Source organism: Pseudacidovorax sp. 1753 (genome assembly GCF_040544975.1).
Classification (GTDB): Bacteria; Pseudomonadota; Gammaproteobacteria; order Burkholderiales; family Burkholderiaceae_C; genus Xenophilus.
Window position 1 is genome coordinate 15,207 of the sequence record NZ_JBEPKY010000025.1, and the last position, 24,921, is coordinate 40,127.

Here is a 24,921-nt window from a genome sequence, read left to right on the forward strand (position 1 = left end):
CCTCGGCCCGGTTGCCCACGAGTCTTCGGCCACCCGCACGGATGGGCCGTGCAGGAGCCGCCGATGTCCCAACACCCTGCCGCACGCCCTTCCTTCCTTTCGCCCTCTCAGTGGCTGCTGATCGGCTCGCTCGCCGTGGTGGCGCTGTTCCTTCTTGCTGCGATCTACCAGGTGGCGCGCGGACAGGTCCAGGCCGCCCAACTGCGTGACGCCCAGGCGCGCATCGCCGTCCAGACGGCCGAGGAGGTCCGAGCCCAGCGCGCCCGGCTGACGGCTGCCTTCGAGCAGCCCGCGGGCGTACAGTCCGTGAGCTACACCCTGGCCCGTTGAAACAAACGCGGCGCATCGTTGCGCCATTGGCCGGCCGGGCCGATTCGAAAGGAAAGCAATGCGCTGGGAAGGCAACGACCAATCGGACAACGTCGAAGACCGCCGCGGCATGGGCGGCGGCGGTGGCGGCTTCCCCATCGGCGGCCGCAGCATCGGCCTCGGCACGGTGGCCGTGGCGGTGGTGGCGGGCTGGCTGTTCGGGATCAATCCCCTGACCTTGCTGGGCCTGCTCAGCGGAGGCGGCGGCCCCGTCGTCCAGCAGCAGCAAGCCCCCGCTCATGCGCCGCGTAACGACCGCGAGACCGCATTCGTACGCACGGTGCTGCGCAACACCGAGGTGGTGTGGGGCGAGGTGTTCCGAGAAGGCGGCGCCCAGTACCGTGCGCCCACGCTGGTGCTCTTCGACAACAGCACGCCCACGGCCTGCGGCACCGGGCAGAGTGCCATGGGCCCCTTCTACTGCCCGGGCGACAGCAAGGTCTACATCGACCTGCGCTTCTACGACACCCTGCGCGACCGGCTCGGAGCGCCTGGGGAATTCGCGCAGGCCTATGTCATCGCGCATGAGGTGGGCCATCACGTTCAGCACTTGCTGGGTATCACCGACAAGGTCGACGCCATGCGCCGGCGGCAGAACGAGACCCAGGTCAATGCGACGAGCGTGCGGGTCGAACTGCAGGCGGACTGCTTCGCGGGCGTATGGGCCCAGCGCTCGCAGGAGTCGAAGCAATGGCTTGACCCGTCCGACATCGCCGCCGCCATGAATGCGGCCGAGAAGATCGGCGACGACGCCTTGCAACGTTCCGCGGGCCGGGCGGTGGTGCCCGACAGCTTCACCCACGGCAGCAGCGCCCAGCGCCAGCGCTGGTTCATGAACGGCTACAAGAGCGGCCATGTGAAGGCCTGCGACACCTTCAACGCCTCCACGCTCTGAGCCTTGCACGGTCGGCCTGACGGCACCAGAACGCCCGTCACCCCGCTGTCACTGCCGTTTTTTGCGGCAATGCGACAATCGCGGACTTCCTATGAGTACTCTCTATTCCGACCTCGCGCTGGCGGACCCGTTGAAGCGCGCCGTGGCCGACATGGGCTACGAACATATGACGCCGATCCAGGCGCAGGCGATTCCGGTGGTGCTGTCCGGCCAGGACGTGATGGGCGCCGCCCAGACCGGCACCGGCAAGACCGCCGCCTTCTCCCTGCCGCTGCTGCATCGCCTGCTCAAACACGAGAACGCCTCGACTTCGCCCGCCCGGCATCCGGTGCGCGCGCTGGTGCTGCTGCCCACGCGCGAACTGGCCGACCAGGTCGCCCAGCAGGTGAAGATGTATGCCAAGTACACGCAGCTGCGCAGCACCGTGGTCTTTGGCGGCATCGACATGAAGCCGCAGACCGCCGAGCTCAAGAAGGGCGTGGAGGTGCTGGTGGCCACGCCCGGCCGGCTGCTCGACCACATCGAGGCCAAAAACGCGGTGCTGAACCAGGTCGAATACGTCGTGCTCGACGAGGCCGACCGCATGCTGGACATCGGCTTCCTGCCCGACCTGCAACGCATCCTGTCGTACCTGCCCAAGCAGCGCACCACGCTGCTGTTCTCGGCGACCTTCTCGCCCGAGATCAAACGCCTGGCCTCCAGCTACCTGCAGGACCCGATCACCATCGAGGTGGCCCGGCCCAACGAGACCGCCTCCACCGTCGAGCAGGTGTTCTACGGCGTGCACGAGGACGACAAGCGCCGTGCGCTCAAGCAGATCGTGCGCCAGCGCGGCATCACGCAGGCCTTCGTCTTCGTCAACAGCAAGCTGGGCTGCGCCCGGCTGGCCCGTTCGCTGGAGCGCGAGGGCCTGCGCTGCACGGCGTTGCACGGCGACAAGAGCCAGGACGAGCGCCTGAAGGCGCTGGCCGCCTTCAAGGCCGGCGAGGTGGACCTGCTGGTGTGCACCGACGTCGCGGCCCGTGGCCTGGACATCAAGGACGTGCCCGCCGTCTTCAACTACGACGTGCCTTTCAACGCCGAGGACTACGTGCACCGCATCGGTCGCACCGGCCGTGCAGGCGCCTCGGGCCTGGCCGTGAGCTTTGCCGGCGGCGGCAATGACGCCCGTCTGGTGGCCGACATCGAGAAGCTGATCAAGAAGAAGATCGAGCTGCAGCCGCTGGAGATGGACGACGAGCGTCCGCGCGGCCGCATGAACGACGGTCGCCGCCGCTGGCGCGAGGACGGCGAGACGGGCGATGCCCGCGACGCGCTCGACCGACCCCGCAGCAGCGCCCCCGCGGCGGCCGAGGGCTACCGCGCCCCGCGCCCGCAGCGCACCCACGCACCGCGCGATCCTTTCTTCGACAAGCCCTACGAGGCCGCTGGCGGTGACGAGGCACCCGCCTGGGAGCAGACCGCCAAGGCGCCCGCGCCCAAGCAGCCGGGATCGGGCAACATCCGTACCAAGCGCAAGGTGGCCGCGCTGTTCAAGTCGGCGGAGCCGCAGCAGCAGAATTGAGTGCCGCTGCGCGACCGGCCTCGCGGGTCGGGCCGCTGCGATGGTCCCCAGGGCTGGCACGCGTGCCAGCCTTTGTCTTTCTGCCGGTCGCTGGCCGGTACCCTGCATCCACAAAAAGGAGACTCCCATGCCCGGCCTGTTGCCCCACGTCGATCCCGACGGCCTGCTCGAGTTCTCGGTCGTCTACACCGACCGCGCCCTCAACCACATGTCCAAGCGCTTCACCGGCGTGATGCAGGACATCCTGGCGACGCTGAAGGAGGTCTATCACGCGCGCACCGCGGTGCTGGTGCCGGGCAGTGGCACCTTCGGCATGGAAGCCGTCGCGCGCCAGTTCGCCAATCGCGAGAAGGTGCTGATCATCCGCAACGGCTGGTTCAGCTACCGCTGGAGCCAGATCTTCGACGCCGGTGGATTCGGTTTGCCCCCAGGGCCGGGCGATGCCCAGCCCGCCCCCCAAGGGGGACAAGGAAGCTTGGGGCGGCCCGGCGCTTCCTTGGGTGGCGGCGCCATCGTCTGCCAGGCCCGCCAGCAGGGCGAGGGTTCCCAGGCGCCCTGGGCGCCATGCCCTGCGGAGGAGATCGCCGCCACCATCCGTGCCGAGAAGCCCAAGGTCATCTTCGCGCCGCATGTGGAAACGGCCAGCGGCATCCTGCTGCCCGACGATTACCTGCGCACCGTGAGCGCCGCTGCCCGCGAGGTGGGCGCCCTGTTCGTGCTGGACTGCGTGGCCTCCGGCGCCGTGTGGGTGGACATGCAGGCCACCGGCGTGGACGTGCTGATCAGTGCGCCCCAAAAGGGCTGGAGCGGCTCGCCCTGCTGCGCGATGGTGATGCTGGGCGAACGCGCGCGCGAGGCCATCGAGGGCACCACCAGCAGCAGCTTCTCCTGCGACCTCAAGAAGTGGATGCAGATCGCCGAGGGCTACGAGCGCGGCCAGCATGCGTATCACACCACCATGCCCACCGACGCGCTGGTGCTGCTGCGCGACGTGATGAAGGAAACCCGCGACTGGGGCTTCGAGGCGGCGCGCCAGGCGCAGTTCGAACTGGGCGACAAGGTGCGCGCGCTGCTCGAATCGCGCGGCCTGCCCAGCGTGGCGGCCGAAGGCTTCAAGGCGCCGGGCGTGGTGGTGAGCTACACCACCGACCCCGGCATCCAGAGCGCCAAGAAGTTCATCGAGGCCGGCCTGCAGACCGCCTCCGGCGTGCCGCTGCAGTGCGGCGAGGGGCCGGACTTCATGACCTTCCGCATCGGGCTGTTTGGCCTGGAGAAGTGGCGCAACGTGGACCGCAGCGTGGGCCACCTGAAGGCCGGCCTGGACAAGGTGCTCGGCACGGCCTGAGCCGCCGCTGCCGCTGCGTGAGGGCGCGCGCTCAGCCCGGCGCCTGCGCCTGGGTGCAGCGCACGTCGATGCGCTCCCGCTCGTCCAGCGTGGCGCCGATGCGCACGGCCGTGAGGCAGCCGCCCCAGACGCAGCCGGTGTCGGTCGACAGCAGATCCGGCCGCGACAGCCAGCCCAGCGTGGACCAGTGGCCGAAGGCGACCACTGCCTCGGCAGTGCGCCGACCGGGCACGTCGAACCAAGGCATGTAGCCCGCCGGGGCCTCCGCGGCGCTGTCCTTGGCCTCGAACTCCATCACCCCGTGGGCGCTGCAGAAGCGCAGGCGGGTGAGTGTGTTGACGATCACCCGCAGGCGCGCGCTGCCCGCAAGATCGTCGGACCAGGCGGCGGGCTCGTTGCCGTACATCTCCTGCAGGAAATTGCCCAGGTTCGGGCTGCGCAATACGGCTTCGAGTTCGCGGGCGCGTGCCATCGTGTCTTCCACCGTCCAGGCGGGCAGCACGCCCGCGTGCACCATGAGCAGGTCGCGCCCGCCGATGCGCTCGTGCAGCGCCATCGCGCGGTGGCGCAGCCAGTCCAGCAAAGGCTCCCGGTCGGGTGCGTCCAGGATGGGTGCGAGCGTGTCGCGCCTTCCGGGCTTGCGCACGCCATGCGCCACGCCGAGCAGGTGAAGGTCGTGGTTGCCCAGCAGGCTGCGGGCCGAATCGCCCAGCGCCCGCACCCGGCGCAGCACAGCCAGCGAGTCAGGCCCCCGGTTGATCAGGTCGCCGAGCAGCACCAGCCGGTCGCGGCTGGGCGAGAAGTCCAGGGTGTCGAGCAGGCGGCCCAGCGCCTCGTCGCAGCCCTGCACATCACCGATGAGATAGAGTGCCATGCCCTCATTCTCCCCTTGACCCCTCGATGGATATCCTTCTGTTGGCCTTGCTGACGACGTGCAATGCGTTGTTCGCGATGTCCGAAATGGCTCTGGCCACCTCCCGCCGCGCCCGCTTGGCGGCATTGGCGGAGACGGGCGACCCGGGGGCCGCGGCGGCGCTCAAGCTGATGGACATGCCGACGCAGTTCCTGTCCACCGTGCAGATCGGCATCACGTCCATCGGCATGCTCAGCGGCATCGTGGGCGAATCGGCCTTTGCCGGGCCGTTGGCCATCCGGATGCAGGAATGGGGCCTGGGCGAGGGGCCGGCCAGCATCCTGTCCACCGCGCTGGTGGTGACCTGCATCACCTTCTTCACCATCATCTTCGGCGAGCTGGTGCCCAAGCGCATCGGCCAGCTCTATCCCGAGCCGGTGGCGCGCTGGGTGTCGCGCCCGATGCGCGCGCTGGCCAAGGGCACCAAGCCCTTCGTCTACCTGCTCTCCGGCACCACGGCGGCCACGCTGCGGCTGCTGCGCATCGATGCCACGGGCGCGCGCGCGGTGACCGAGGAAGAGATATCCGCCAGCCTGGAGGAGGGTGTGGAGTCCGGCGTCATCGAGCGCCACGAGCACCAGATGGTGCGCAACGTGTTCCATCTGGACGACCGCCGACTGTCCTCGCTGATGGTGCCGCGCAGCGACATCGAGTGGATGCCCGCCAACCTGACGGTGGCCGAGGCCCTGCAGAAGGTGGCCGCGGCCGGCGCCATCAACCTGATGCATTCCTGGTATCCCGTCTGCCGCAACTCGCTGGACGACGTGGTGGGCGTGGTGAGCGTGGCGCAGTTGCTCAAGCTGGGGCCGGCGCACGAGGGGGCGCTGGGCACGCTGGCGCAGCCGGCGTCCTTCGTGCCTGAGACGCTGACCGGCCTGGAGTTGCTGGAGCAGTTCCGGGCACAGGCGGGCCGCATGGTGATGGTGGTGGATGAATATGGCGTGGTGCAGGGCCTGCTCACGCCCCGCGACCTGCTGGAGGCCATCACTGGCGAGCTGCACCCCCACGTGCCGGCGGACGCCTGGGCCATGCCGCAGCCCGACGGCAGTTGGGCGCTCGACGGCCTGATGCCCGTGTCGGAACTGCGGGCGCGGCTGGCCATCCGCGAGTTGCCGGACGAGGAGCGCGGCCGCTACAACACCGTGGCCGGGTTGCTGATGTCCGTGTCGGGCCACCTGCCGGCGGTGGGCGAGCAGATCGAATGCGCGGGCTGGGGCTTCGAGGTGCTCGCGCTGGAAGGCCGCCGCATCGACCGCGTGCAGGCGCGTCCGCTGGTCCCGGCGGACGCCCGCTGAGTCCGGCGCCCCGGTTCCGGTCGGCCGACGAGGCCACCGGCTGCTTCGCAGGATCGATGCCCGACCGGGCGCGCGGCCCGCGTCGCCTGTGCGTTCAATGTGCCTGTTCTGCGCGATCCGTGTCGAGTTCGCGTTCGCGTTGCTCGCGGCGCCATTGCCAGGGCGGCGTCGGGTTCGCCGCCTTCCACAGGCCGACACGCGCCCGGCGTGCCCGCGCTTCGGCGGCGGCATAGCGGCGTTGGGCGGCGGCCGTCTGCGCCTCGGCGTACTGGCGGTACCACCAGGCCAAGCCCGCCTCCAGCATGGCTTCTCCGGCATCCAGGCTGGGCGCTGCATCCGGATCTTCGGGCGGCGGCACCTGCACGGCGCAGACGGCCCGGCCATAGCGGTCGCGGTCCACGCAGCGCAGCTCGACCTCGCGGTGCAGCGCCAGCCGCGCCAACAGGCGCCGCGCGTTGCGGCCCTGGGGCTGCCCTGATTCGGGGGCGTCGATGGCATGCACGCGCACCGTCAGCGCCTCGCCACCGTCGCAGTCGGCGTGGAGGGTGTCGCCGTCGCTCACTGCGGTGACGAGGCACAGCAGCAGGGCTGCAGCCAGGGCCACCGTCAGTGGTCTTCCGAGTCGAGCACCACGATGTCGGCCGCGTCGTCGCCGAACTGGGCCTTGATCTCCAGCACGCGCGGCAGGTTCTGCTGCAGCAGCTCCACGAGGGTGGGATCGAAGTGGCTGCCACTCTGGCTCTGGATCCAGGCCATGGCTTCTTCCACGGGCCAGGCCGGCTTGTACGGGCGCACGCTGGTCAAGGCGTCGAAGACGTCGGCGAGCGCCACGATGCGGCCCACGAGCGGGATGTCCGCGCCCGCCAGCCCGTGTGGGTAGCCGCTGCCATCCCACTTCTCGTGGTGGGTCAGGGCGATGGTGCGGGCCAGTTGGAAGAGCCGCGAGGGATGGTTGCCGAGGATGTCGGCGCCGATGACCGGATGCGCCATCATCACGGTCCGCTCGTCGGGGGTGAGGGAACCGGGCTTCTGCAGGATGGCATCCGGGATGCCGATCTTGCCGATGTCGTGCATGGGCGCGGCATGCAGCAGGTCGTCGGCTTCGGCGGGCCCGTAGCCCGAGGCCAGCGCCAGCAGGTGCGCGTAGTGGCTCATGCGCACCACGTGCATGCCCGTCTCGTTGTCCTTGTACTCCGCGGCGGCACCCAGGCAGCGGATGGCCTGCAGCCGGGTGGCCTGCAGTTCCTCCATGCGCACCAGCGACAGGTGGGTGCGGATGCGGGCGCGCAGGATGCCGGCGTTGAGCGGCTTGGCGACGTAGTCGACGGCGCCGCAGGCCAGGCCCAGCTCCTCGTTGGCCTCGTCGGCCAGCGCGGTGGCGAAGATCACCGGCACGTAGCGGGTGAGTTCTTGGCTCTTGAGCTCGCGGCAGACCTCGTAGCCGGTCATGCCCGGCATCATCACGTCCAGCAGCACCAGATCGGGCGCCGCGGCCGAGGCCAGCGCGAGCGCGCTTCGCCCGTCCTTGGCGAAGACCAGGCGGTAGTCCGTGTGCAGCATGCTGCGCACCACCTGCAGGTTCAGGGGTTCGTCGTCGACGACGAGGACGGTGGGCCGCTGGATCGCGGAGAGGTCGGTCATGGATGGGAAGCCTTCTCGCCTGCCAGGGCCGCGTCGGGGGGCAGCCGGTCGATCAGCGATTCTAGGAGCCGGGCCGCGGCGCCGAACTCGAAGCCGTCCAGCGCCTGCCGCAGCGCATCGGCGGTCGGGCCCTCGCCCATGAACGCCAGCGTGGCGGCGACGTCGGGCCAGTCCTCGTCGCCGGCCATCTCGTTGCGGTGTATCGCCCGCAGCAGTTCCGCCAGCGCCGTGCGCAGCCGCGCGCCGTCCAGCATCACGCGTTCGCCGTCCGGCGTGGAGGGCGGCAAGGGCCGGCTGTCGAGCGCAGCCTGCACGGCGTCGAACGCGGCGCTGAGTGCCGGGATGCCCTGCCGCGCGGCGTCCGGCTCGCCTTGCGCCAGGGCCAGCTCGACGTTCGTCGCGGCGGCGAAGAGCTCGTCGCAGGCCAGGTTGCCGGCCAGGCCGCGCAGGCGATGGGCGATCTGGCGCGCTTCGTCCAACTGGCCGCGCTCGACCTGTTCGGCGATGGCGGCAGCGGCCCCGCCATGCTGCGCCAGCATCTTGTCCAGGGCCCGGCGCAGCGCGGCTTCATGGGTCCAGTTGCGGATGCCGCGGGCCCAGTCGACGCCCGCCGGCAGCATCGTGCCGGCGGGCGCCGCCGCTGGCATCGGCAGGGCGAGGTCGCCGCCGCGCTGCAGGCCGGTGACGCGCGCCATCTCCGCCAGGAGCTGGGCGGCCTCGAAGGGCTTGGGCACGAAGCCTTCCATGCCGGCCGTGCGCGCGGCCTGCCGGTCGGCGGGCAAGACGCTCGCACTCAGCGCGATCAGCGGGGTGGGCGGCAGGCTGCGCGAGGCCTCGTAGGCGCGGATGCGCCGGGCGGCCTCCAGGCCGTCGATGCCGGGCATGTGGACGTCCAGCAGCACCACGTGGAAGCGGTGCTTCATCAGCAGGTCCAGCGCCTTCGGCGCGTCGGCCGCGGTGCTCACCTGATGGCCGCGCTGCCCGAGCGCCAGGCGCACCAGGTCGCGGTTCTCGGGCACATCGTCCACGGCCAGCACGGACAGCGGCGGCGGCTCGACGGGCGGCTCCGGCAGGCGCGGCAGGGGAGCCGGTGCCAGCGCGGTCTTCAGCGGCAGCAGCACCCGGAAGACGCTGCCCTGGCCCGGCGTGCTCTGGACCTCGATGCGCCCGCCCATCAGCTCGGTGAGCTGGCGGGCGATGGTGGTGCCCAGGCCCGTCCCGCCGAAGCGCCGGCTGGTGGAGGCATCGGCCTGCGCGAAGGGGTCGAAGATGGCGGCCAGCCGGTCCGCGGGGATGCCGATGCCCGTGTCCTGCACCGACAACTCGACCAGATCGCCCGCGCGGCGCGCCGCAAGCCGCACCTCGCCGCGCTCGGTGAACTTGATGGCATTGCCCAGAAGGTTGGTCAGCACCTGGCGGATGCGCACGGCATCGGCGCGGAAATGCATGTCCAGCGCGTCGTCCCACAGCACCTGCAGCGCCAGGCCCTTGCGCTCGGCCTCCAGTCGCAGCGAGGTGGCGGTCTGCTCCAACAATTCCCGGAGGGAGAAGTCGGCGAGTTCCAGTTCCAGCGCGCCGCGGTCGAGCTTGGCGGTGTCCAGGATGCCGTTGAGCAGGCCGAGCAGGCTCTGGGCCGACTGGCGCACGGTCTGCAGGTGGCGCCGTTGCTCCACCGCCAATGGGCCTTCGAGCAGCAGTTCGGTGAAGCCGAGGATGGCGTTCATCGGTGTGCGGATCTCGTGGCTCATGTTGGCCAGGAACATGGTGCGCGCCGCGGCGGCCTGCTCGGCGCGGGCCTTGGCTTCGCGCAGGGCGCCTTCCATCTGGCGGCGGGGGTTGATGTCCTGCGCCAGGAGCACCACGCGCACCACGATGCCGTCGGCGTCGAAGATGGGGTTGTACGAGCCCTGGAGCCAGAACTCCTGGCCCTGCCGGGTCACGCGGCGGTATTCGCCCACCTCGAATTCGCCGCGGCGCAGGCGCTGCCACAGGGCATCGAAGGCGGTCTGGCGGCCGGCGGCGGCATCCACGAGGTCGTGGTGGTGGCGGGCGGTGAACTCCTCGAGCGTGTAGCCCATCCAGCCGAGCATGCGGTCGTTGGCCCACTCGATGCGGCCGTCCATGGCAAACACCGCGACCCCCATCACCCGCTGCACCGCCTCGGCGGTGCCGCCCTGCATCCAGTGGTGGCGGCGGGTTTCCGTGATGTCGAGCAGCACGCCATCCAGGCGCGGCGGGCCACCCTCGCGCGGATGGGTCACCTGGCCGGTGAACCAGACCCAGCGTTCGGACTCGCTGCGGTGCAGCAGCCGGAACTCCGCCGTCACCGGCCCGCCCTCGGGCAGGCCGGCCGCCAGGATCAGGGCCTGCTGGATGCGCTGCCGGTCGGAGGGATGGATGAGGTGCGCCAGGGTGCGCCGCCCCGAGGTGAAGTCGGAGGCGGGCCAGCCCGTCAGCGCGTCCACGCTGGGGCTGGCGAAGAGCGTCGTGTGGGGCTCGTCGAGCAGGGTGCTGAAGGACACGCCCGGGATGTTGTCGATCAGCCCGCGGTAGCGGCGCTCGCGCTGGCGGATCGCTTCTTCCTCGGCATGCTGCGCGCTGATGTCTGCCAGGGTGACGATGCAGGCGGCGTCGCGACCCTGGCGGTCGACGCCCAGGCCCGCGCGCGCGAGGCGCAGCGCCAGCGCGCCGCCGCCGGCCAGCGGGCGCAGCGCGCGGCGTTCGCCGGGCCCGGCCGGGCTGCTGGCCGGATCCCTGAGCCATTCCCCGAGGTCGGTGTCTGCCGCGTCGAGCAGGGTCGGGAGTGTCTTGCCGGTGGCCTCTTCCGGGCGCAGCGCCAGCAGCCGCAGTGCCGCGGCATTGGCGGCCGTGATCCGGTGCTCGGCGTCGAGCACGAGCAGGCCGTCCGGCGCGAGGTCGAAGCGTTGCTGCAAGGCGTCGAGCGTCGCCGCCTGTGCCTGCGTCCGCCGGATGCCACACACACCGATGTACAGAAGAGTCAGGGCGCACAGGCCGAACCATTGCTGCGGCCACGGCAGTTCGTTCCAGTGGGGCAGCGCCGGCGCCGCGATTGGTCCCGGCAGGGCGCCCACAGCGGCCACGACGGCGACGACCAGCGGCGCTGCCAGGGCCCAGAGCCCGGGCTGCCAGCGCATCGTGGCCGCCGGCGAGCGCGGTGCTCGCAGCAGCGCATAGGCCAGCAGCATGATCAGCGCGGCGGCGGCCAGAAGCACGCTCATGAAGCCCAGTGGCGTCGCGGTGCGGCCGATGAAAAGCGCCGTGCCCGCCAAGCCTGCCAGGCCGGCAGCCCCGGCCCGCCAGCGTGTGGCCCCGCTCCAACTGGCGGCCAGCGCCGCCGCGGCGGCTGCCCCGGGCAGCAAGGGCCAGCCCCAGGCGACCTCGTCCGCCCCGGTGCCGTGCAGGCCGAAGCCAAGGCCGGCGTGGATGGAAAGCGCCAGGGCCATCGTCCACAGCAGCGTGGCCAGCAGCGCGGCCGCGCTGCGATCGGCGGACGTCCCGGCCTGAAGGCCGGCCTGCAGCACTTGCCAGCCGCACAGCACGGCGGCGGCAGCGGCCAGCCACACGCCCGCGGCCGATTGCAGGGGCGCAAGGATGCCGAGCCAGTCGGTCTGCGTAGGCATGTGGAGAGTCTGGGGAGGGGAAGAGCTTACAGGGTCCTACAACGCGCGGGCTGCGCTTGCCGCGGACCGGGGGTGCTGCGGCCTGCGCGCGAGGGGCCAACAAAAAAGCCCGCAAGCGTCAGCTTGCGGGCTTTGGAGATGGTGCCGGCGACCGGAATCGAACTGGTGACCTACGCGTTACGAGTGCGTTGCTCTACCAACTGAGCTACGCCGGCGAAAAACTTATTCTAGGGCAAGAAGGCACTGTGGTGAGCGCCTTCGTAAGCAGCCCAGGAGTATAGCGCGAAAAAGCTCACGCCTCCAAATGGTACTTCGTCGCGCGCTCGACCTCGTTCCTGGAGCCGAGGATCACCGACACGCGTTCGTGCAGCTTCTGGGGCTGGATGTCGAGGATGCGCTCGCGGCCGTTGGTGGCCGCACCGCCCGCCTGCTCCACCAGCCAGGCCATCGGGTTGGCCTCGTACATCAGGCGCAGCTTGCCCGGCTTCTCGGGTTCACGCTTGTCCCAGGGGTACATGAACACGCCGCCGCGCGTGAGGATGCGGTGCACGTCGGTCACCATGCTGGCGATCCAGCGCATGTTGAAGTCCTTGCCGCGCGGGCCGTCCTTGCCGGCCAGGCATTCGTCGATGTAGCGCTTCACCGGAGCGTCCCAGTGGCGCATGTTGCTCATGTTGATCGCGAATTCCTTGGTGTCGGCCGGGATCTCCATCTTGTCCTGCGTGAGGATGAAGCTGCCCTGCTCGCGGTCGAGCGTGAACATGGCCACGCCATCGCCCACGGTGAGCACCAGCACCGTCTGCGGGCCATAGAGGCAGTAGCCGGCGGCCACCTGCTTGCAGCCCGCCTGCAGGAAATCGCCTTCCTGCACGCCCGGGTGATCGTCCGGCTTCTTGAGCACGCTGAAGATGGTGCCGATGCTGACGTTGACGTCGATGTTGCTGGAGCCGTCGAGCGGGTCGAACATCAGCAGGTATTCGCCTTGCGGATAGCGGTTGGGCACCACGTAGATGCTGTCCATCTCCTCGCTGGCCATGGCGGCGAGGTGGCCGCCCCATTCGTTGGCCTCGATCAGCACCTCGTTGGCGATGATGTCCAGCTTCTTCTGCACCTCGCCCTGCACGTTCTCGCTGCCGGCGGTGCCCAGCACGCCACCCAGGGCGCCCTTGTTGACCGAGAGGCTGATGCGCTTGCAGGCGCGGGCCACCACCTCCAGCAGCAGGCGCAGCTGGCCAGGGATGAGGCCGTCGACGCGTTGCTGCTCGACGAGGTAGCGGGTGAGTGAAATGTTCTGAGAGGCCATGGGGACTCCTGGGAGGGTTTCAAAAATCAGGGGGCGAGGGCGCGGCTGACGACCTCGAGCGTGTCCTTGCTCAGGCCCGGGCGGGCCGCCACGCGGGCGATGGCCTCGCGTGCGGCGCCCCGGTAGGGCTCGGCCAGCTTGTTCCAGCGGTCCAGCGCGCGCGCCAGCCGGGCGGCGACCTGCGGGTTGATCTCGTCGAGCTCGATCACCCGATCGCTCCACCACACGTAGCCGGCGGCGTCCAGGCGATGGAAGGCGCCGGGGTTGGCGCTGCAGTAGCTGAAGATCACGCTGCGGGCGCGGTTCGGGTTCTTGAGGGAGAAGTCCGGATGGCGCGTCAGCTGCTTGACCAGCGGCAGCACGTCGCCGCCGCGGTCGGGCGCGCCGGCCTGCAGGCTGAACCACTTGTCGATGACCAGGGCCTCGTCCTTGAACATCGCATGGAAGCGCGCAAGCGCCTGCGCCGCCAGCGGGTGGCCCGACACGACCAGCGCCGTCAGCGCGTTGAAGCGGTCGGTCATGTTCGAAGCGTCCTTGAAGCGCTGCAGCGTCTTGCCGGGCCAGACGGCGTCGCCCGACTCGCGTGCGGCGATGCACAGGTGCGCCAGCGCCATGCCGGCCAGCGCACGGCGGCCGGCCGAGACCGGCTCGGGCCGGTACGCGCCGGTGTCCTTGTTGTCCTCGTAGGCCTGCTGCCATTCGGCGTACAGAGCCGTCGCCAGCTGGATGCGCATGGCCTCGCGCACGCGGTGCACGCGCTGCGGATCGACCACGTCCAGCTGCTCGGAGATGTAGACCTCCGAGGGCAGCGTCAGCACCAGTTCCTTGAAGGCGGCATCCAGCGTTCCATTGCGCAGCACCTCGCGCATGGCGCCGACGAAGGCCTCGTCCAGCACCGGTGCGTCGGGCTGGCGGCTGTCATCGCCGATGGCAGCGAGCGCGGCACCGAGCGCCAGGCGCTGTCCGGCCTCCCAGCGGTTGAAGGGGTCGCTGTCGTGCGCCAGCAGGGCCAGCAGCTGTTCGCGCGTGTAGTCGAACTGCAGCACCACCGGCGCGCTGAAGCCGCGCAGGATGGAGGGCACCGGCGCCTCGTCCAGGCCGGTGAAGGTGAAGCGCTGCTCGGCTTCGTGCAGCACCAGCGTGAGCGATTCGCCGGCGGGCTGCGGCTCGCCTTCCAGCTGCAACGGGAGCGCGCGGCCATCCGCACCCAGCAGCCCCACGGCCACCGGAATGACGAACGGCTCCTTCACCGGTTGACCCGGCGTCGGTGGGCAGCTCTGCGTGAAGGCCAGCGTGTACGTGCGGGCCTCGGCGTCGTAGTGCCCCGTGGCGGCCAGACGTGGCGTACCGGCCTGGCTGTACCAGCGCTTGAACTGCGGCAGGCGGCGGGCCAGCTCGCTGTCGGGGTTGGCATCGGCGATGGCCTGGGCGAAGTCGTCGCAGGTCACGGCCTGGCCGTCGTGGCGTTCGAAGTACAGCGTCATGCCGCGGGCGAAGCCGTCGCGGCCCACCAGCGTCTGCATCATGCGGACGACTTCGGCGCCCTTCTCGTAGATGGTGACGGTGTAGAAGTTGCTGATCTCGATGTAGCTGTCGGGCCGCACCGGATGGGCCATCGGGCCCGCGTCCTCGGGGAACTGGGCGGTGCGCAGCACCCGCACGTCCTCGATGCGCTTGACCGCGCGCGCGGACGGTTCGGCGCACAGGTCCATGCTGAACTCCTGGTCGCGGAAGACCGTCAGGCCCTCCTTGAGCGAGAGCTGGAACCAGTCGCGGCAGGTGACGCGGTCGCCGCTCCAGTTGTGGAAGTACTCGTGGCCCACCACGCTCTCGATGTTGGCGTAGTCGGCATCCGTCGCGGTGGCTTGGCTGGCGAGGACGTACTTCGTGTTGAAGATGTTCAGGCCCTTGTTCTCCATCGCGCCCATGTTGAAGTCGCTGGTGGCGACGATCATGAAGCGGTCCAGGTCCAGCGGCAGGCCGAAGCGGGCCTCATCCCACAGCACCGAGTGGATCAGCGAGTTCATCGCATGCTCGGTCTTGTCCAGGTCGCCGGCGCGCACGTAGACCTGCAGCAGGTGCTCGCGGCCGTTGCGCGCCTTGATGCGCTGCTCGCGCGCCACCAGCTTGCCCGCCACCAGGGCGAACAGGTAGGCGGGCTTCTTGAAGGGGTCGACCCACTTGGCGAAATGGCGGCCTTCCGGGAGCTCGCCCTGTTCGACCAGGTTGCCGTTGGACAGCAACACCGGGTAGGCCGTCTTGTCGGCGCGCAGCGTGACGGTGTAGCTGGCCATCACGTCCGGACGGTCCAGGAAGTAGGTGATGCGGCGGAAGCCCTCGGCCTCGCACTGGGTGAAGAAGGTGTTCTGGCTGACGAACAGGCCCATCAGCTTGGTGTTCTTCGCCGGGCAGCAGGTGGTGAAGATCTCCAGCTCGAACTCATCGGGCAGGCCGTCCATCACCAGCTGGCTGCCTTCCATGCGGAAGGCGGCGCCCTGGCCGTTGACCAGCACGCGGGCCAGGTTGAGCTCGTCGCCGTCCAGGCGCAGCGGCTGGGCCGCCACGTCCGGGTTGCGCCGCAGCTTCATGCGGTTGAGCACGCGCGTCTTGGCCGGGTCGAGGTCGAAACACAGGTCGACGGTGTCGATCCAGTAGGCCGGCGGCGAATAGTCCTCGCGCTGGATGGCGACGGGCTGGGCCGATTGGGCGTCACGAGAGAGCAACATCGAGCGTCTCCAGAAAATGAGAGCGGAGGAGGGAGTGGTAGTCGGGCACGGCCGCGATCACATGCGGACCGGCGAGTTCGTCGGCGCCGTGGGTGCTGCACACGGCCACCGCACGCATGCCGGCGCGGCGCGCGGCCTCGATGCCGAAGGGCGCGTCCTCGAAGACGATGCAGCGCGCGGGATCGGCGTCGATGCGGCGGGCCGCTTCGAGAAAGATGTCGGGCTCGGGTTTGCCACGCAGGCCCTCGTCGCCGCCGACGATGGTCAGCGGCGGCGGGTCCATCTTCAGGCGTTCAAGGGCGAAGGCCACGTTGTGCCGGTCGCCCGCGGTGCCGACGGCAACCTTCAGGCCGCGCGCAGCGGCTTGTCGCGCAAACGCGGTGAAGCCCGCCACCTCGGCAAAGGGCGCGTCGAAGAGTTCGCGGTAGATCGCTTCCTTTTCGTTCACCAACGCGAGGCATTCGTCCGGCGGCAGCTCGCGCTCGAAGACCTCGCGCATGCACTCGGTGCCGGTGCGGCCCGTGGTGCGGCGAAGGATCTCGTCGGCTGGCATCGTGATGCCGTGTCGCTGGGCGAAAGCCACCCACGACTTCGCATGCCAGGGCATGGAGTCGATCATGGTGCCGTCCATGTCGAAGATCAGGGCCTGCACGGGCAGGGCGGCGCCCTCGGGGCGCGGGCTGCGGTCGGGCATCAGACGCCCTGCTTCAGCGAGGCTTCGATGAAGGGATCGAGGTCGCCGTCGAGCACCTTCTGCGTGGCCGAGATCTCGACGCCGGTGCGCAGGTCCTTGATGCGGCTGTTGTCCAGCACGTAGCTGCGGATCTGGTGGCCCCAGCCGACGTCGGTCTTGCTGTCCTCCAGCTTCTGCTGTTCTTCCATGCGCTTGCGCATCTCGAAGTCGTACAGGCGCGAGCGCAGGCGCTTCCAGGCCACGTCGCGGTTGCTGTGCTGGCTGCGGCCGTCCTGGCACTGCACCACGATGCCGGTCGGCAAGTGCGTCAGTCGCACCGCCGAGTCCGTCTTGTTGATGTGCTGGCCACCGGCGCCGCTGGCGCGGTAGGTGTCCACGCGCACGTCCGAGGGGTTGATCTCGATCTCGATGGAGTCGTCGATCTCCGGATAGACGAAGAGCGAGGCGAAGCTGGTGTGGCGGCCGCCCGAGGAGTCGAAGGGCGACTTGCGCACCAGGCGGTGGACGCCGGTCTCGGTGCGCAGCAGGCCGAAGGCGTATTCGCCCTCGACCTTGATCGTGGCGCTCTTGATGCCCGCGGTTTCACCGGGGGATTCGTCCTCGACCGTGGTCTTGAAGCCCTTGCGTTCGGCGTACTTGAGGTACTGGCGCAGCAGCATGCTGGCCCAGTCCTGCGCCTCGGTACCGCCTGCGCCGGCCTGGATGTCGACGAAGCAGTTGTTGGGGTCGGCCGGGTTGTTGAACATCCGGCGGAACTCGAGCTGCTCGATCTCCTTGCGCAGTTCCTCGGCGTCGTCGGCGATGGCCTTCAGGCCCGCCTCGTCGCCTTCTTCCTTGCTCATCTCGTAGAGCTCGGTGTTGTCGGCCAGGTCACGCTCCAGGCGCTGGATGGCCAGCACCACGCCGTCCAGCGCCTTCTTTTCCTTGCCCAGTTCCTGGGCCTTCTTGGGGTCGTTCCAGACCGTCGGGTCTTCCAGCGAGGCGTTGACCGTCCTCAGGCGTTCGGCTTTGGCATCGAAGTCAAAGATACCTCCGCAAGTCGGCCGTCCGGGTGCTCAGGTCGGCCAGGGTGGTGCCAATGAGGTTGATCTGTTCTGCGTCCATGGTGCGATCCTGTTCTTGCGGGTGTTCGGGGAAACGCGAGATTTTCTCACGCGGCGTCTTCGGCCGAGGGCGGCTCGAAGGGCAGCACCACGCGGAAAGTGGACCCTTCGCCCGGCGTGCTCTCCAGTTCGATGCGCCCGCCGTGGCCCTGGACGATCTGCTGGGTGATGAACAGGCCCAGCCCCAGGCCGCTGGCCACCTCGCGGCGGCCCGATTCGGCGCGCTCGAACTGCTGGAAGATGCGGGCCTGGTCCTCCGGCGCGATGCCGATGCCGCGGTCGCGCACGCTCATCACGGCCTCCTCGCCGCGCAAGCCGACGTGTACGTCCACCGGCTTGCCGCCGCCATAGCGCAGGGCGTTGGTCAGCAAGTTGGTCAGCACCTGCTCCAGTCGGAACTCGTCCCAGACGCCGGTGAGTGGCTCGGGCGCCTCCAGATGGATGGCGGCCCCGGCGGCCTCTGCCTGCTGCGCCAGCGCGGCGACCACGCGCGCCGCCATGGCGCTCAGGTCGAAGGCCTGCGGGCTCATCGACAGCCGGCCATTGCGCATGCGGGTGACGTCCAGCAGGTCGTCGATGAGCCGCACCATGGCCTGGATCTGGCGCTGGTCGCGCTCGGCCGTTTCCTTCAGCCGCTCGGGCGTGAAGAAGAACATGTGGCCCCGCGCCAGGTGCATCTTGCGCACCTGGGTCTCCAGGTAGAGCGTGTTGAGCGGCGTGCGCAGCTCGTGCGAGACCATGGACATGAAGTCGTCGCGCATGCGAACGGCGCGCTCCAGGTCGGCACGCGCCTCGCGCAGTTCGGCCACCAGCGCCTGCTGCTCGCGGTGGAGGGTGGCCAGGGCGTCCATCTCGCGCTGGAGCGCCATGCGGCTGTGGTAAAGCTCGACGAAGACGCTGACCTTGCTGCGCACCATGTGCGCGTCCAGCGGCTTGTGCAGGAAGTCGACCGCGCCGCTTTCGTAGCCCTGGAAAGCGTAGTTGAGCTCGCGGCCCGCGGCGCTGACGAAGATGATCGGGATGGTGCGTGTGCGCTCGGTGCCGCGCATCAGCTCGGCCAGCTCGAAGCCGTTCATGCCGGGCATCTGCACATCCAGCACGGCCAGCGCGAACTCGTGCTCCAGCATCAGCGCCAGCGCCTCGTCGCCCGAGCGCGCCTGGAACACGCGCCGGCCCGGGTCGCGGATCAGCGCTTCGAGCGCGATCAGGTTCTCTTCCAGGTCGTCGACGATCAGGAGCTTGGTTTCGATCTCGGACGGGTCAATGGGCATGGTGCTGGGCGTCGAGCAGGATCAGCAGCCGGCGCAGTTGGGCCAGGGGCAGGACGTAATCGGGCTGGCGCAGGGCCAGGGCGGACTGGGGCATCTGGGGCGCCATGGCTTCGCCCGGCGACTGTACGGCAGTGAGGCCGCCCGCGGCGGCGATATCGGCCAGCCCCTGCGCACCGTCCTCGTTGGCGCCGGTCAGCAGCAGGCCGGCCAGGCGGGGCCCGTAGGCGTCGGCGGCGGAACTCATCAGCAGGTCGATGGAGGGCCGCGAAAAGTGCACCGGCGGCTCGCAGCTCAGCGAGAAGTGGCGGTCCGCCTCGATGAAGAGGTGGTAGCCCGGCGGTGCAAAGTGCAGCGTGGCCGCCTCGACGGCGGCCTTGTCGCGCGCCTCGCAGGCCGGGATCGGCAACCGGTGCGAGAAGATGTCCGCCAGGCGGCTCTCCCGGTCCTGCGGCAGGTGGAGCACCGCGATCAGCGGCAGGTGCCACGGCGTGGGCAGGGCCGCCGTCAGGCGCAGCAGGGCGTCGACGCCACCGGCGGAGGCGCCGACCACCACTGCATCCACCTGCGGCAGCGGGCCGGGGTCGAAGTCGCCATCGCCCGGCGTCGACGGCGGCGCGGCGTGACCGGCGGTGTAGGGGGAGCGGATCGCCGACATCAGGCCGCCTTGCGGAAGATGCGTTCCGCCCGCGCCACCGGCTCGAACCGCTCGGCATAGGCCGAGAAATCCACGCTCTCCTTCGCGCCCAGCCCCAGGAAGCCGCGGTGGCACAGCGAGTCGTGGAACAGGCCCAGCGCCCGGTCCTGCAGCCGGCGGTTGAAGTAGATCAGCACGTTGCGGCAGGAGACGAGGTGCGTCTCGGCGAACACGCTGTCGGTGGCCAGGCTGTGGTCGGCAAAGATCACGTTGGTCCGCAGCGCGGGGTCGAAGCGCGCACCGCCGTAGGCCGCGGTGTAGTAGTCGGAAAAGGACTTGCGACCGCCGGCGCGCTGGTAGTTGGCCGTGTACTCGCGCACCGCGTCGGCCGGGAAGATGCCCTGCCGTGCCTTCTCCAGCGATTGCGGATTGATGTCGGTGGCGTAGATCAGCGCCCGCTCCAGCAGTCCCTCCTCGCGCAGCAGGATGGCCAGGGAATAGACCTCTTCGCCCGTGCTGCAGCCCGCCACCCAGACCTTGATCGACGGATAGGTGTGCAGCACCGGCACCACCTGCTGGCGCAGCGCGAGGAAGTAGTCCGGGTCGCGGAACATCTCGCTGACCGGCACGGTGAGGTACTGCAGCAGCCGGCCGAAGACCTGGTCGTCGCGCAGCACCTGCTCCTGCAGTGCGGAGATGCTGCGGTAGCCCATCTGCTCCAGCGCATAGTTCACCCGGCGCTTCTGCGAGGCGCCGGTGTAGTCGCGGAAGTCGTGGCTGTAGCGCAGATAGATGGCCTCCATCAGCAGGCGCAGCTCGATGTCGGAGGCGCTGGGCGGCGGTGGCGCGGGGCGGTCGGCGTCCGTGCCCGACGGGGCAAGGCCCGGCGGGCGCGGCGTCGCGAGGCGGCCCCCGGCTTCCTCGGCGTCCGGGCTGGCGGGGCGGGCGCTCACAGGCGCTCCATGTGCGGCATCCACACCCGCAGCAGCGAGAACAGCCGGTCCAGGTCGATGGGCTTGGCCAGGTAGTCGCTGGCGCCGGCGGCCAGGCACTGTTCCTGGTCGTCCTTCATGGCCTTCGCGGTGACGGTGATGACCGGCAGCTTGCGAAAGCGCGGGTCGCTGCGCAGGCGGCGCGTGGCCTCCAGGCCATCCATCTCCGGCATCATGACGTCCATCAGCACCAGGTCGATGTCGGGCACCGCGTCGAGCTTGTGCAGCGCCTCGCGGCCGTTGCGGGCCACCTCGATCTTGGCGCCGCGCTGCTCCAGCGCGCTGGTGAGGGCGAAGATGTTGCGCACGTCGTCGTCCACCAGCAGGATGCGCCGGCCTTCGAACACGCGGTCGCGCTCGCGGGCCGTGCGCAGCATGCTCTGCCGCTCGGCCGACAGCTGCGATTCCACCTTGTGCAGGAACAGCGTCACCTCGTCGAGCAACCGCTCGGGCGAGCGCGCGCCCTTGATGATGATCGAGCGCGAATAGCGCAGCAGCTCGGCCTCCTCGTCGCGCGTCAGGTTGCGGCCGGTGTAGACGATGACGGGCGGGAAGGAGCAGATCTCTTCCGACGACATGCGCTGCAGCAGTTCGCCGCCCTGCATGTCGGGCAGGCGCAGGTCGGTGATCATGCAATCGAAGACGCGCTCGCGCAGCAGCGCGAGGGCTTCCTCGCCGGTGCCGACGGCGGTGATGGCCACGTCGTCGTCGCCGATCAGGTGCACCACGCTCTCGCGCTGCACATCGTCGTCCTCCACCAGCAGCACCTGCTTGACCTTCTGGGCCAGGCGCGCCTCCAGCCGCGAGAACACGGCCTGCAGCTGCTCGCGCGTGGTGGGCTTGAGTGCATAGCCTACGGCGCCCATGTGCAGCGCCGCCTCGGCCTGGTCCTGCGCCGAGACCACATGCACCGGGATGTGGCGGGTGCCCGCATCGTCCTTGAGCTGCTGCAGCACGGCCAGGCCGGAGCTGTCGGGCAGGCGCATGTCCAGCAGGATGGCGTGCGGCTGCAGCTCCTGCGCCAGCGCGAACCCGTCAGCGGCGCCATGGGCCACCAGGCAGCGCCAGCCGTATTCGTGCGCCAGGTCGTACAGGATGCGGGCGAACTGCGGTTCGTCCTCGATCACCAGCACGCGCCGGACGTCCTCCGCCAGCTGGTCGCGGTCGTCCGCGAAGGTGGGGGCGGGCGCTGGCTGGGGTGCCGGCGGCGCGGCCTGCGCCGGGGCGGCCAGCGGGGCCAGCGCGACGGGCGCTGCGGCCGTGCTGCTGCGCGGCAGCGGCGCGGCGTCGTCGCCCTCCAGGCGCTGCGCGATGTCGGCGGGCAGGCTCAGCGTGAAGGTGCTGCCCTGGCCCAGTTCGCTGCTGACGGTGAGGGTGCCACCGAGCAGGCGCGTCAGGTCGCGCGAGATCGAGAGCCCCAGCCCCGTGCCGCCGTACTTGCGGCTGGTGGTGCCGTCGGCCTGGTGGAAGGCCTCGAAGATCAGCGCCTGCTGGTCCGGGGCGATGCCGATGCCCGAGTCGCGCACGTCGAAGCGCACGCCGCCCTGCGGGCCTGGCTGCACGCTCAGCAGCACCTCGCCCCGGTCGGTGAACTTGATGGCGTTGGACAGCAGGTTCTTGAGGATCTGCTCCACGCGCTGACGGTCCGAGATGAGGTGCGCCGGCGCGTCGGGCGAGAGCTCGATGCGCAGCGCGAGCGACTTGTTCTGCGCCAGCGGCGTGAAGGTGGACTGCAGCGATTCCACCAGCCGTGCCACGGGCAGGTATTCGGCATGGATGTCCAGCCGGCCGGCCTCGACCTTGGCGATGTCCAGCACGTCGTTGATCAGCGTGAGCAGGTCGTTGCCCGAGTCGTGGATCGACCGTGCGAAGCGCACCTGCTCCTCGCTCAGATTGCCCTGGCTGTTGTCGGCCAGCAGTTTCGACAGGATCAGCGCACTGTTGAGCGGGGTGCGCAGCTCGTGCGACATGTTGGCCAGGAACTCCGACTTGTAGCGGCTGGCGCGGGCGAGGGCGTCGGCACGTTCCTCCAGGTCGGACTGGGCGCGGCGCAGCGCGGCATTGCGCTGGTCGAGCTGCTCGGTGCGCTCGGCCAACTGGCTGTTGATCTGCTCCAGCTCGGCCTGCTGGTTCTCGAGGTTGACCTGGCTTTCGGTGAGCGCGCGGGACTGCTCCTCCAGCTCCTCGTTGGCGGTGCGCAGCTCTTCCTGCTGCACCTGCAGTTCCTCGTTGAGCTGCTGCGTCTCGGCCAGCACCTGCTGCAGGCGCTCGCGGTAGCGCGCGGCCGCCATGGAACTGCCGGCGTCGTCGGCCACGCCGCGCAGCAGTTCCAGCTCGCGCGGGGAGGGCGAGGCGAGCAGGCCCAGTTCGACGACCCCGTTGACCTGGCCTTCGTGCGAGATCGGCAGCAGCAGCACGGTGTGCGGCGGGGCTTCGCCCAGGCCCGAGCTCACGCGCAGGTAGCCGGGCGGCACGGGCGTGATGTCCATCAACTCGCCGCGCGCGGCGGCCTGGCCCACCAGGCCTTCGCCGGGCAGGAAGCTCTGCGAGGCGGCCTCGGACTCGCGCGAGAAGCCATAGCTGGCCACACGGCGCAGGCTGCCGTCGGTGTCGTGTACGTAGACGGCGCCCACGGCGCTGCGCAGGTGCTGGGCGCAGAACTCCAGCACCTGGCGGCCCAGGTTCTGCGCCGTCAACTGGCCCACGGTGCGGCTGGCCAGTTCGTTCTGGGCGCCGCGCAACCAGGCCTGCGCCTCCATGCGTTCGGAATGATCGGCCTGCTCGGCCAGTGCCTGGCCATAGCGGTCGGACAGATGCAGCATCTGCCGGCGGCCGAGGATGGACAGCACCACGCTGATCAGGACGCTCAGCAGCAGGTAGCCGGCCACCACGCCCACGGCGGCGCGGTTGGCGCTGCGGTTGCGCTCGGCGCGAAGGGCCTGTTCGGTGGCGAGGAACGCATCCAACGTGGAGCGCGATTCGTCGGCGATGCGCTTGCCGCGGCCGGACTGCAGGCGCTCGCCGATGTCCTCGCCGCGCTGTTTGGACTCCACCACGTCGTCGGCATAGCTCTCCCACGCCCGCTGCAGCTCGTCGAGCTTGGTGGCACGGCCGACCTGCTGAGGGTTGTCGGCCACCAGCACGCGCAGCTCGCCCAGCAGGGCGTGGGCGCGGGTGCGCGCCGCGTCGGTGGGCTGGAGGAAGGCGCCGTTGCCCGTCAGCAGGTAGCCGCGCACGGCGGCCTGCATGTCGGCCTGCAGCAGCTGGGTCTCGGTGGCGGTGCGGGTGACCCGGTCCGTGTGCTCCACCCAGCTGATGACCGACAACAGGTAGCCGATGAGCGCCACGAAGACGACCGCCCCCAGGGCACCCAGCAGCAGGGGCAGCTTGACGTTGCGGCTGAGCAGGCGGCGGAACTCATCGTTGGCGATGGCAGGGCGTCGGTCCATGGGTGGGGCTTGGTCGGAGCAAAACCGACCGAGTCTGCCCGAGGACGTGCCCGGGGGGTGTCGGAAAACGCCGCTTATGCCAAGACCGGCGGGCGCTGGCCGACCACCTTGGCGCCGCCCGCGTTCATGACGGCTGGAAGAAGTCTTCGATCAGCGCCGCCACCTGGTCCGGCTGGTCGTGATGCAGCATGTGGCCCGCGTCCTCCACCCGGGCGGTGCGCAGTTCGCGCAGCACCTCCAGGCGCCGGTGGAATTCGTCGAGGGTGTAGCGGCCGTTCCACCAGCCGTGCAGGCTGTCGTCGCTGGCCACCACGGCCAGCACCGGCGCGGTGATGGCGGCATAGAGGGCCAGCGTCTCGTCCACGCGGAAGATGTTGGCGTTGATCACCTTGTGCGCGGCATCGCCCTGGATCTCCCAGCGCTCGCTGCCATCCTCCTGGCGCACCGGCCGGGCCCACTGCCGGGCCAGCCAGTCGGCCTTGTCCTGCGACAGCCGGGGGTTGGTCTTCATCAGGCGGCGCGCTACGCCATCGGGCGTGCTGTAGCCCGACAGGCGCATGCCGCCTTCATGCAACTGCCTGTTCTCGTCGATCCAGCGCGCGTAGCGCCTGGGCGCCTCGTCGGGCGCATAGGCGGGCATGCCGAATCCCTCGAGATTGACCAGCCGCCGGATGCGTCCCGGTCGCACGCCCGCATAGTGCATCGCGACGTTGCCGCCCATGCTGTGGCCGACCAGGTCGACGGCGCGGTCGGCGGCGTAGTGGTCGAGCAGCCAGTCGAGGTCGGCCAGGTAGTCGGGCATCCAGTAGTTGTCGACGTCGCCGCCGCCGGTCTGGCCGAAGCCGCGCCAGTCGGGCGCGATGACGAAGCGCTCCTGCGCCAGGGCATCGATGACGAACTGCCAGGAGGCCGCCACATCCATCCAGCCGTGCAGCAGCACCAGTGGCGGACGCGCCAGCGAGGGCGTGCCCCAGGTGAGCACGTGGTAGCGCAGGTTGCGCACGGGAACGAAGTCGGACTGCGGCAGGCGGCGGGGAGCGTACATGGGCGGCGATCATAGAAAGGCGCCCGCCGGCGGGCAGTCCG

General features: G+C 69.9%; 18 protein-coding genes and 1 tRNA gene. 5 read left to right on the top strand and 14 right to left on the bottom strand.

Going from position 1 to position 24,921, the window contains the following annotated elements:
• Window positions 1–63 precede the first annotated feature (63 nt).
• The 4 genes from ABIC63_RS25105 (at window position 64) to ABIC63_RS25120 (ending at window position 4,173) form a co-directional block, all read left to right on the top strand.
• Window positions 64–330: a hypothetical protein gene (locus ABIC63_RS25105; RefSeq protein ID WP_114802409.1), complete on the top strand. Its 267-nt coding sequence runs from the start codon at window positions 64–66 to the stop codon at window positions 328–330.
• Between the two features lie 58 nt (window positions 331–388).
• Window positions 389–1,264 carry a KPN_02809 family neutral zinc metallopeptidase gene (gene ypfJ / locus ABIC63_RS25110; RefSeq protein ID WP_294372527.1) on the top strand — a complete coding sequence of 292 codons (876 nt, stop codon included), beginning with the start codon at window positions 389–391 and terminating at the stop codon, window positions 1,262–1,264.
• A gap of 91 nt (window positions 1,265–1,355) precedes the next feature.
• Window positions 1,356–2,828: a DEAD/DEAH box helicase gene (locus ABIC63_RS25115; RefSeq protein WP_294372524.1), complete on the top strand. Its 1,473-nt coding sequence runs from the start codon at window positions 1,356–1,358 to the stop codon at window positions 2,826–2,828.
• A gap of 127 nt (window positions 2,829–2,955) precedes the next feature.
• The gene (locus ABIC63_RS25120) at window positions 2,956–4,173 is read left to right on the top strand and encodes an aminotransferase class V-fold PLP-dependent enzyme (protein ID WP_354321795.1); all 1,218 of its coding nucleotides are present in this window, start codon (window positions 2,956–2,958) and stop codon (window positions 4,171–4,173) included.
• A gap of 31 nt (window positions 4,174–4,204) precedes the next feature.
• Here the strand turns inward: ABIC63_RS25120 and ABIC63_RS25125 are convergent, their stop codons facing one another.
• Window positions 4,205–5,047: a symmetrical bis(5'-nucleosyl)-tetraphosphatase gene (locus tag ABIC63_RS25125; protein WP_354321796.1), complete on the bottom strand. Its 843-nt coding sequence runs from the start codon at window positions 5,045–5,047 to the stop codon at window positions 4,205–4,207.
• Between the two features lie 26 nt (window positions 5,048–5,073).
• Between ABIC63_RS25125 and ABIC63_RS25130 the strand changes: the two genes are divergently transcribed.
• On the top strand, window positions 5,074–6,381 hold the full coding sequence (locus ABIC63_RS25130; protein WP_294372512.1) for a hemolysin family protein: 1,308 nt from the start codon (window positions 5,074–5,076) through the stop codon (window positions 6,379–6,381).
• Between the two features lie 94 nt (window positions 6,382–6,475).
• Here ABIC63_RS25130 and ABIC63_RS25135 read toward each other — a convergent pair whose 3' ends face one another.
• From ABIC63_RS25135 to ABIC63_RS25195, 13 genes are all read right to left on the bottom strand, one after another.
• Complete coding sequence (locus ABIC63_RS25135; RefSeq protein ID WP_294372509.1) at window positions 6,476–6,985, bottom strand: thermonuclease family protein; 510 nt, start codon at window positions 6,983–6,985, stop codon at window positions 6,476–6,478.
• Window positions 6,986–6,987: 2 nt separating this feature from the next.
• Entirely contained in the window at window positions 6,988–8,022 is a 1,035-nt protein-coding gene (locus ABIC63_RS25140) for an HD-GYP domain-containing protein (RefSeq protein WP_294372506.1), read from the bottom strand.
• Complete coding sequence (locus ABIC63_RS25145) at window positions 8,019–11,663, bottom strand: hybrid sensor histidine kinase/response regulator (RefSeq protein ID WP_294372504.1); 3,645 nt, start codon at window positions 11,661–11,663, stop codon at window positions 8,019–8,021. The genes ABIC63_RS25140 and ABIC63_RS25145 overlap by 4 nt, the downstream gene beginning before the upstream one ends.
• 139 nt (window positions 11,664–11,802) lie before the next feature.
• Window positions 11,803–11,878, bottom strand: a tRNA-Thr gene (locus tag ABIC63_RS25150).
• 77 nt (window positions 11,879–11,955) lie between these two features.
• Complete coding sequence (locus ABIC63_RS25155) at window positions 11,956–12,966, bottom strand: class 1 fructose-bisphosphatase (protein ID WP_294372501.1); 1,011 nt, start codon at window positions 12,964–12,966, stop codon at window positions 11,956–11,958.
• A 26-nt stretch (window positions 12,967–12,992) separates the two neighbouring features.
• Window positions 12,993–15,692, bottom strand: coding sequence for an aminopeptidase N (gene pepN / locus ABIC63_RS25160; protein WP_294372498.1), 2,700 nt, complete (start codon window positions 15,690–15,692; stop codon window positions 12,993–12,995).
• Window positions 15,676–16,386, bottom strand: coding sequence for an HAD family hydrolase (locus ABIC63_RS25165; protein WP_354321797.1), 711 nt, complete (start codon window positions 16,384–16,386; stop codon window positions 15,676–15,678). Before ABIC63_RS25165 ends, pepN begins: the two co-directional genes overlap by 17 nt.
• Window positions 16,386–17,490, bottom strand: a protein-coding gene (prfB, locus tag ABIC63_RS25170) for a peptide chain release factor 2 (protein ID WP_354321798.1) whose coding sequence is annotated in 2 segments (ribosomal slippage) — window positions 16,386–17,408 and window positions 17,410–17,490 — 1,104 coding nt in all. Because the reading frame shifts where the segments join, the coding sequence is not laid out codon by codon here. The genes ABIC63_RS25165 and prfB overlap by 1 nt, the downstream gene beginning before the upstream one ends.
• 46 nt (window positions 17,491–17,536) lie before the next feature.
• On the bottom strand, window positions 17,537–18,760 hold the full coding sequence (locus ABIC63_RS25175) for a hybrid sensor histidine kinase/response regulator (RefSeq protein WP_294372476.1): 1,224 nt from the start codon (window positions 18,758–18,760) through the stop codon (window positions 17,537–17,539).
• Complete coding sequence (locus ABIC63_RS25180) at window positions 18,750–19,415, bottom strand: chemotaxis protein CheB (RefSeq protein WP_354321799.1); 666 nt, start codon at window positions 19,413–19,415, stop codon at window positions 18,750–18,752. The genes ABIC63_RS25175 and ABIC63_RS25180 overlap by 11 nt, the downstream gene beginning before the upstream one ends.
• The gene (locus tag ABIC63_RS25185; protein WP_502935912.1) at window positions 19,415–20,215 is read right to left on the bottom strand and encodes a CheR family methyltransferase; all 801 of its coding nucleotides are present in this window, start codon (window positions 20,213–20,215) and stop codon (window positions 19,415–19,417) included. The genes ABIC63_RS25180 and ABIC63_RS25185 overlap by 1 nt, the downstream gene beginning before the upstream one ends.
• 128 nt (window positions 20,216–20,343) lie before the next feature.
• On the bottom strand, window positions 20,344–23,835 hold the full coding sequence (locus tag ABIC63_RS25190; protein WP_354321800.1) for a response regulator: 3,492 nt from the start codon (window positions 23,833–23,835) through the stop codon (window positions 20,344–20,346).
• Window positions 23,836–23,959: 124 nt separating this feature from the next.
• A complete protein-coding gene (locus ABIC63_RS25195) occupies window positions 23,960–24,880 on the bottom strand; it encodes an alpha/beta fold hydrolase (protein ID WP_354321801.1) in 921 nt (306 codons plus the stop codon).
• Between the last annotated feature and the right edge of the window lie 41 nt (window positions 24,881–24,921).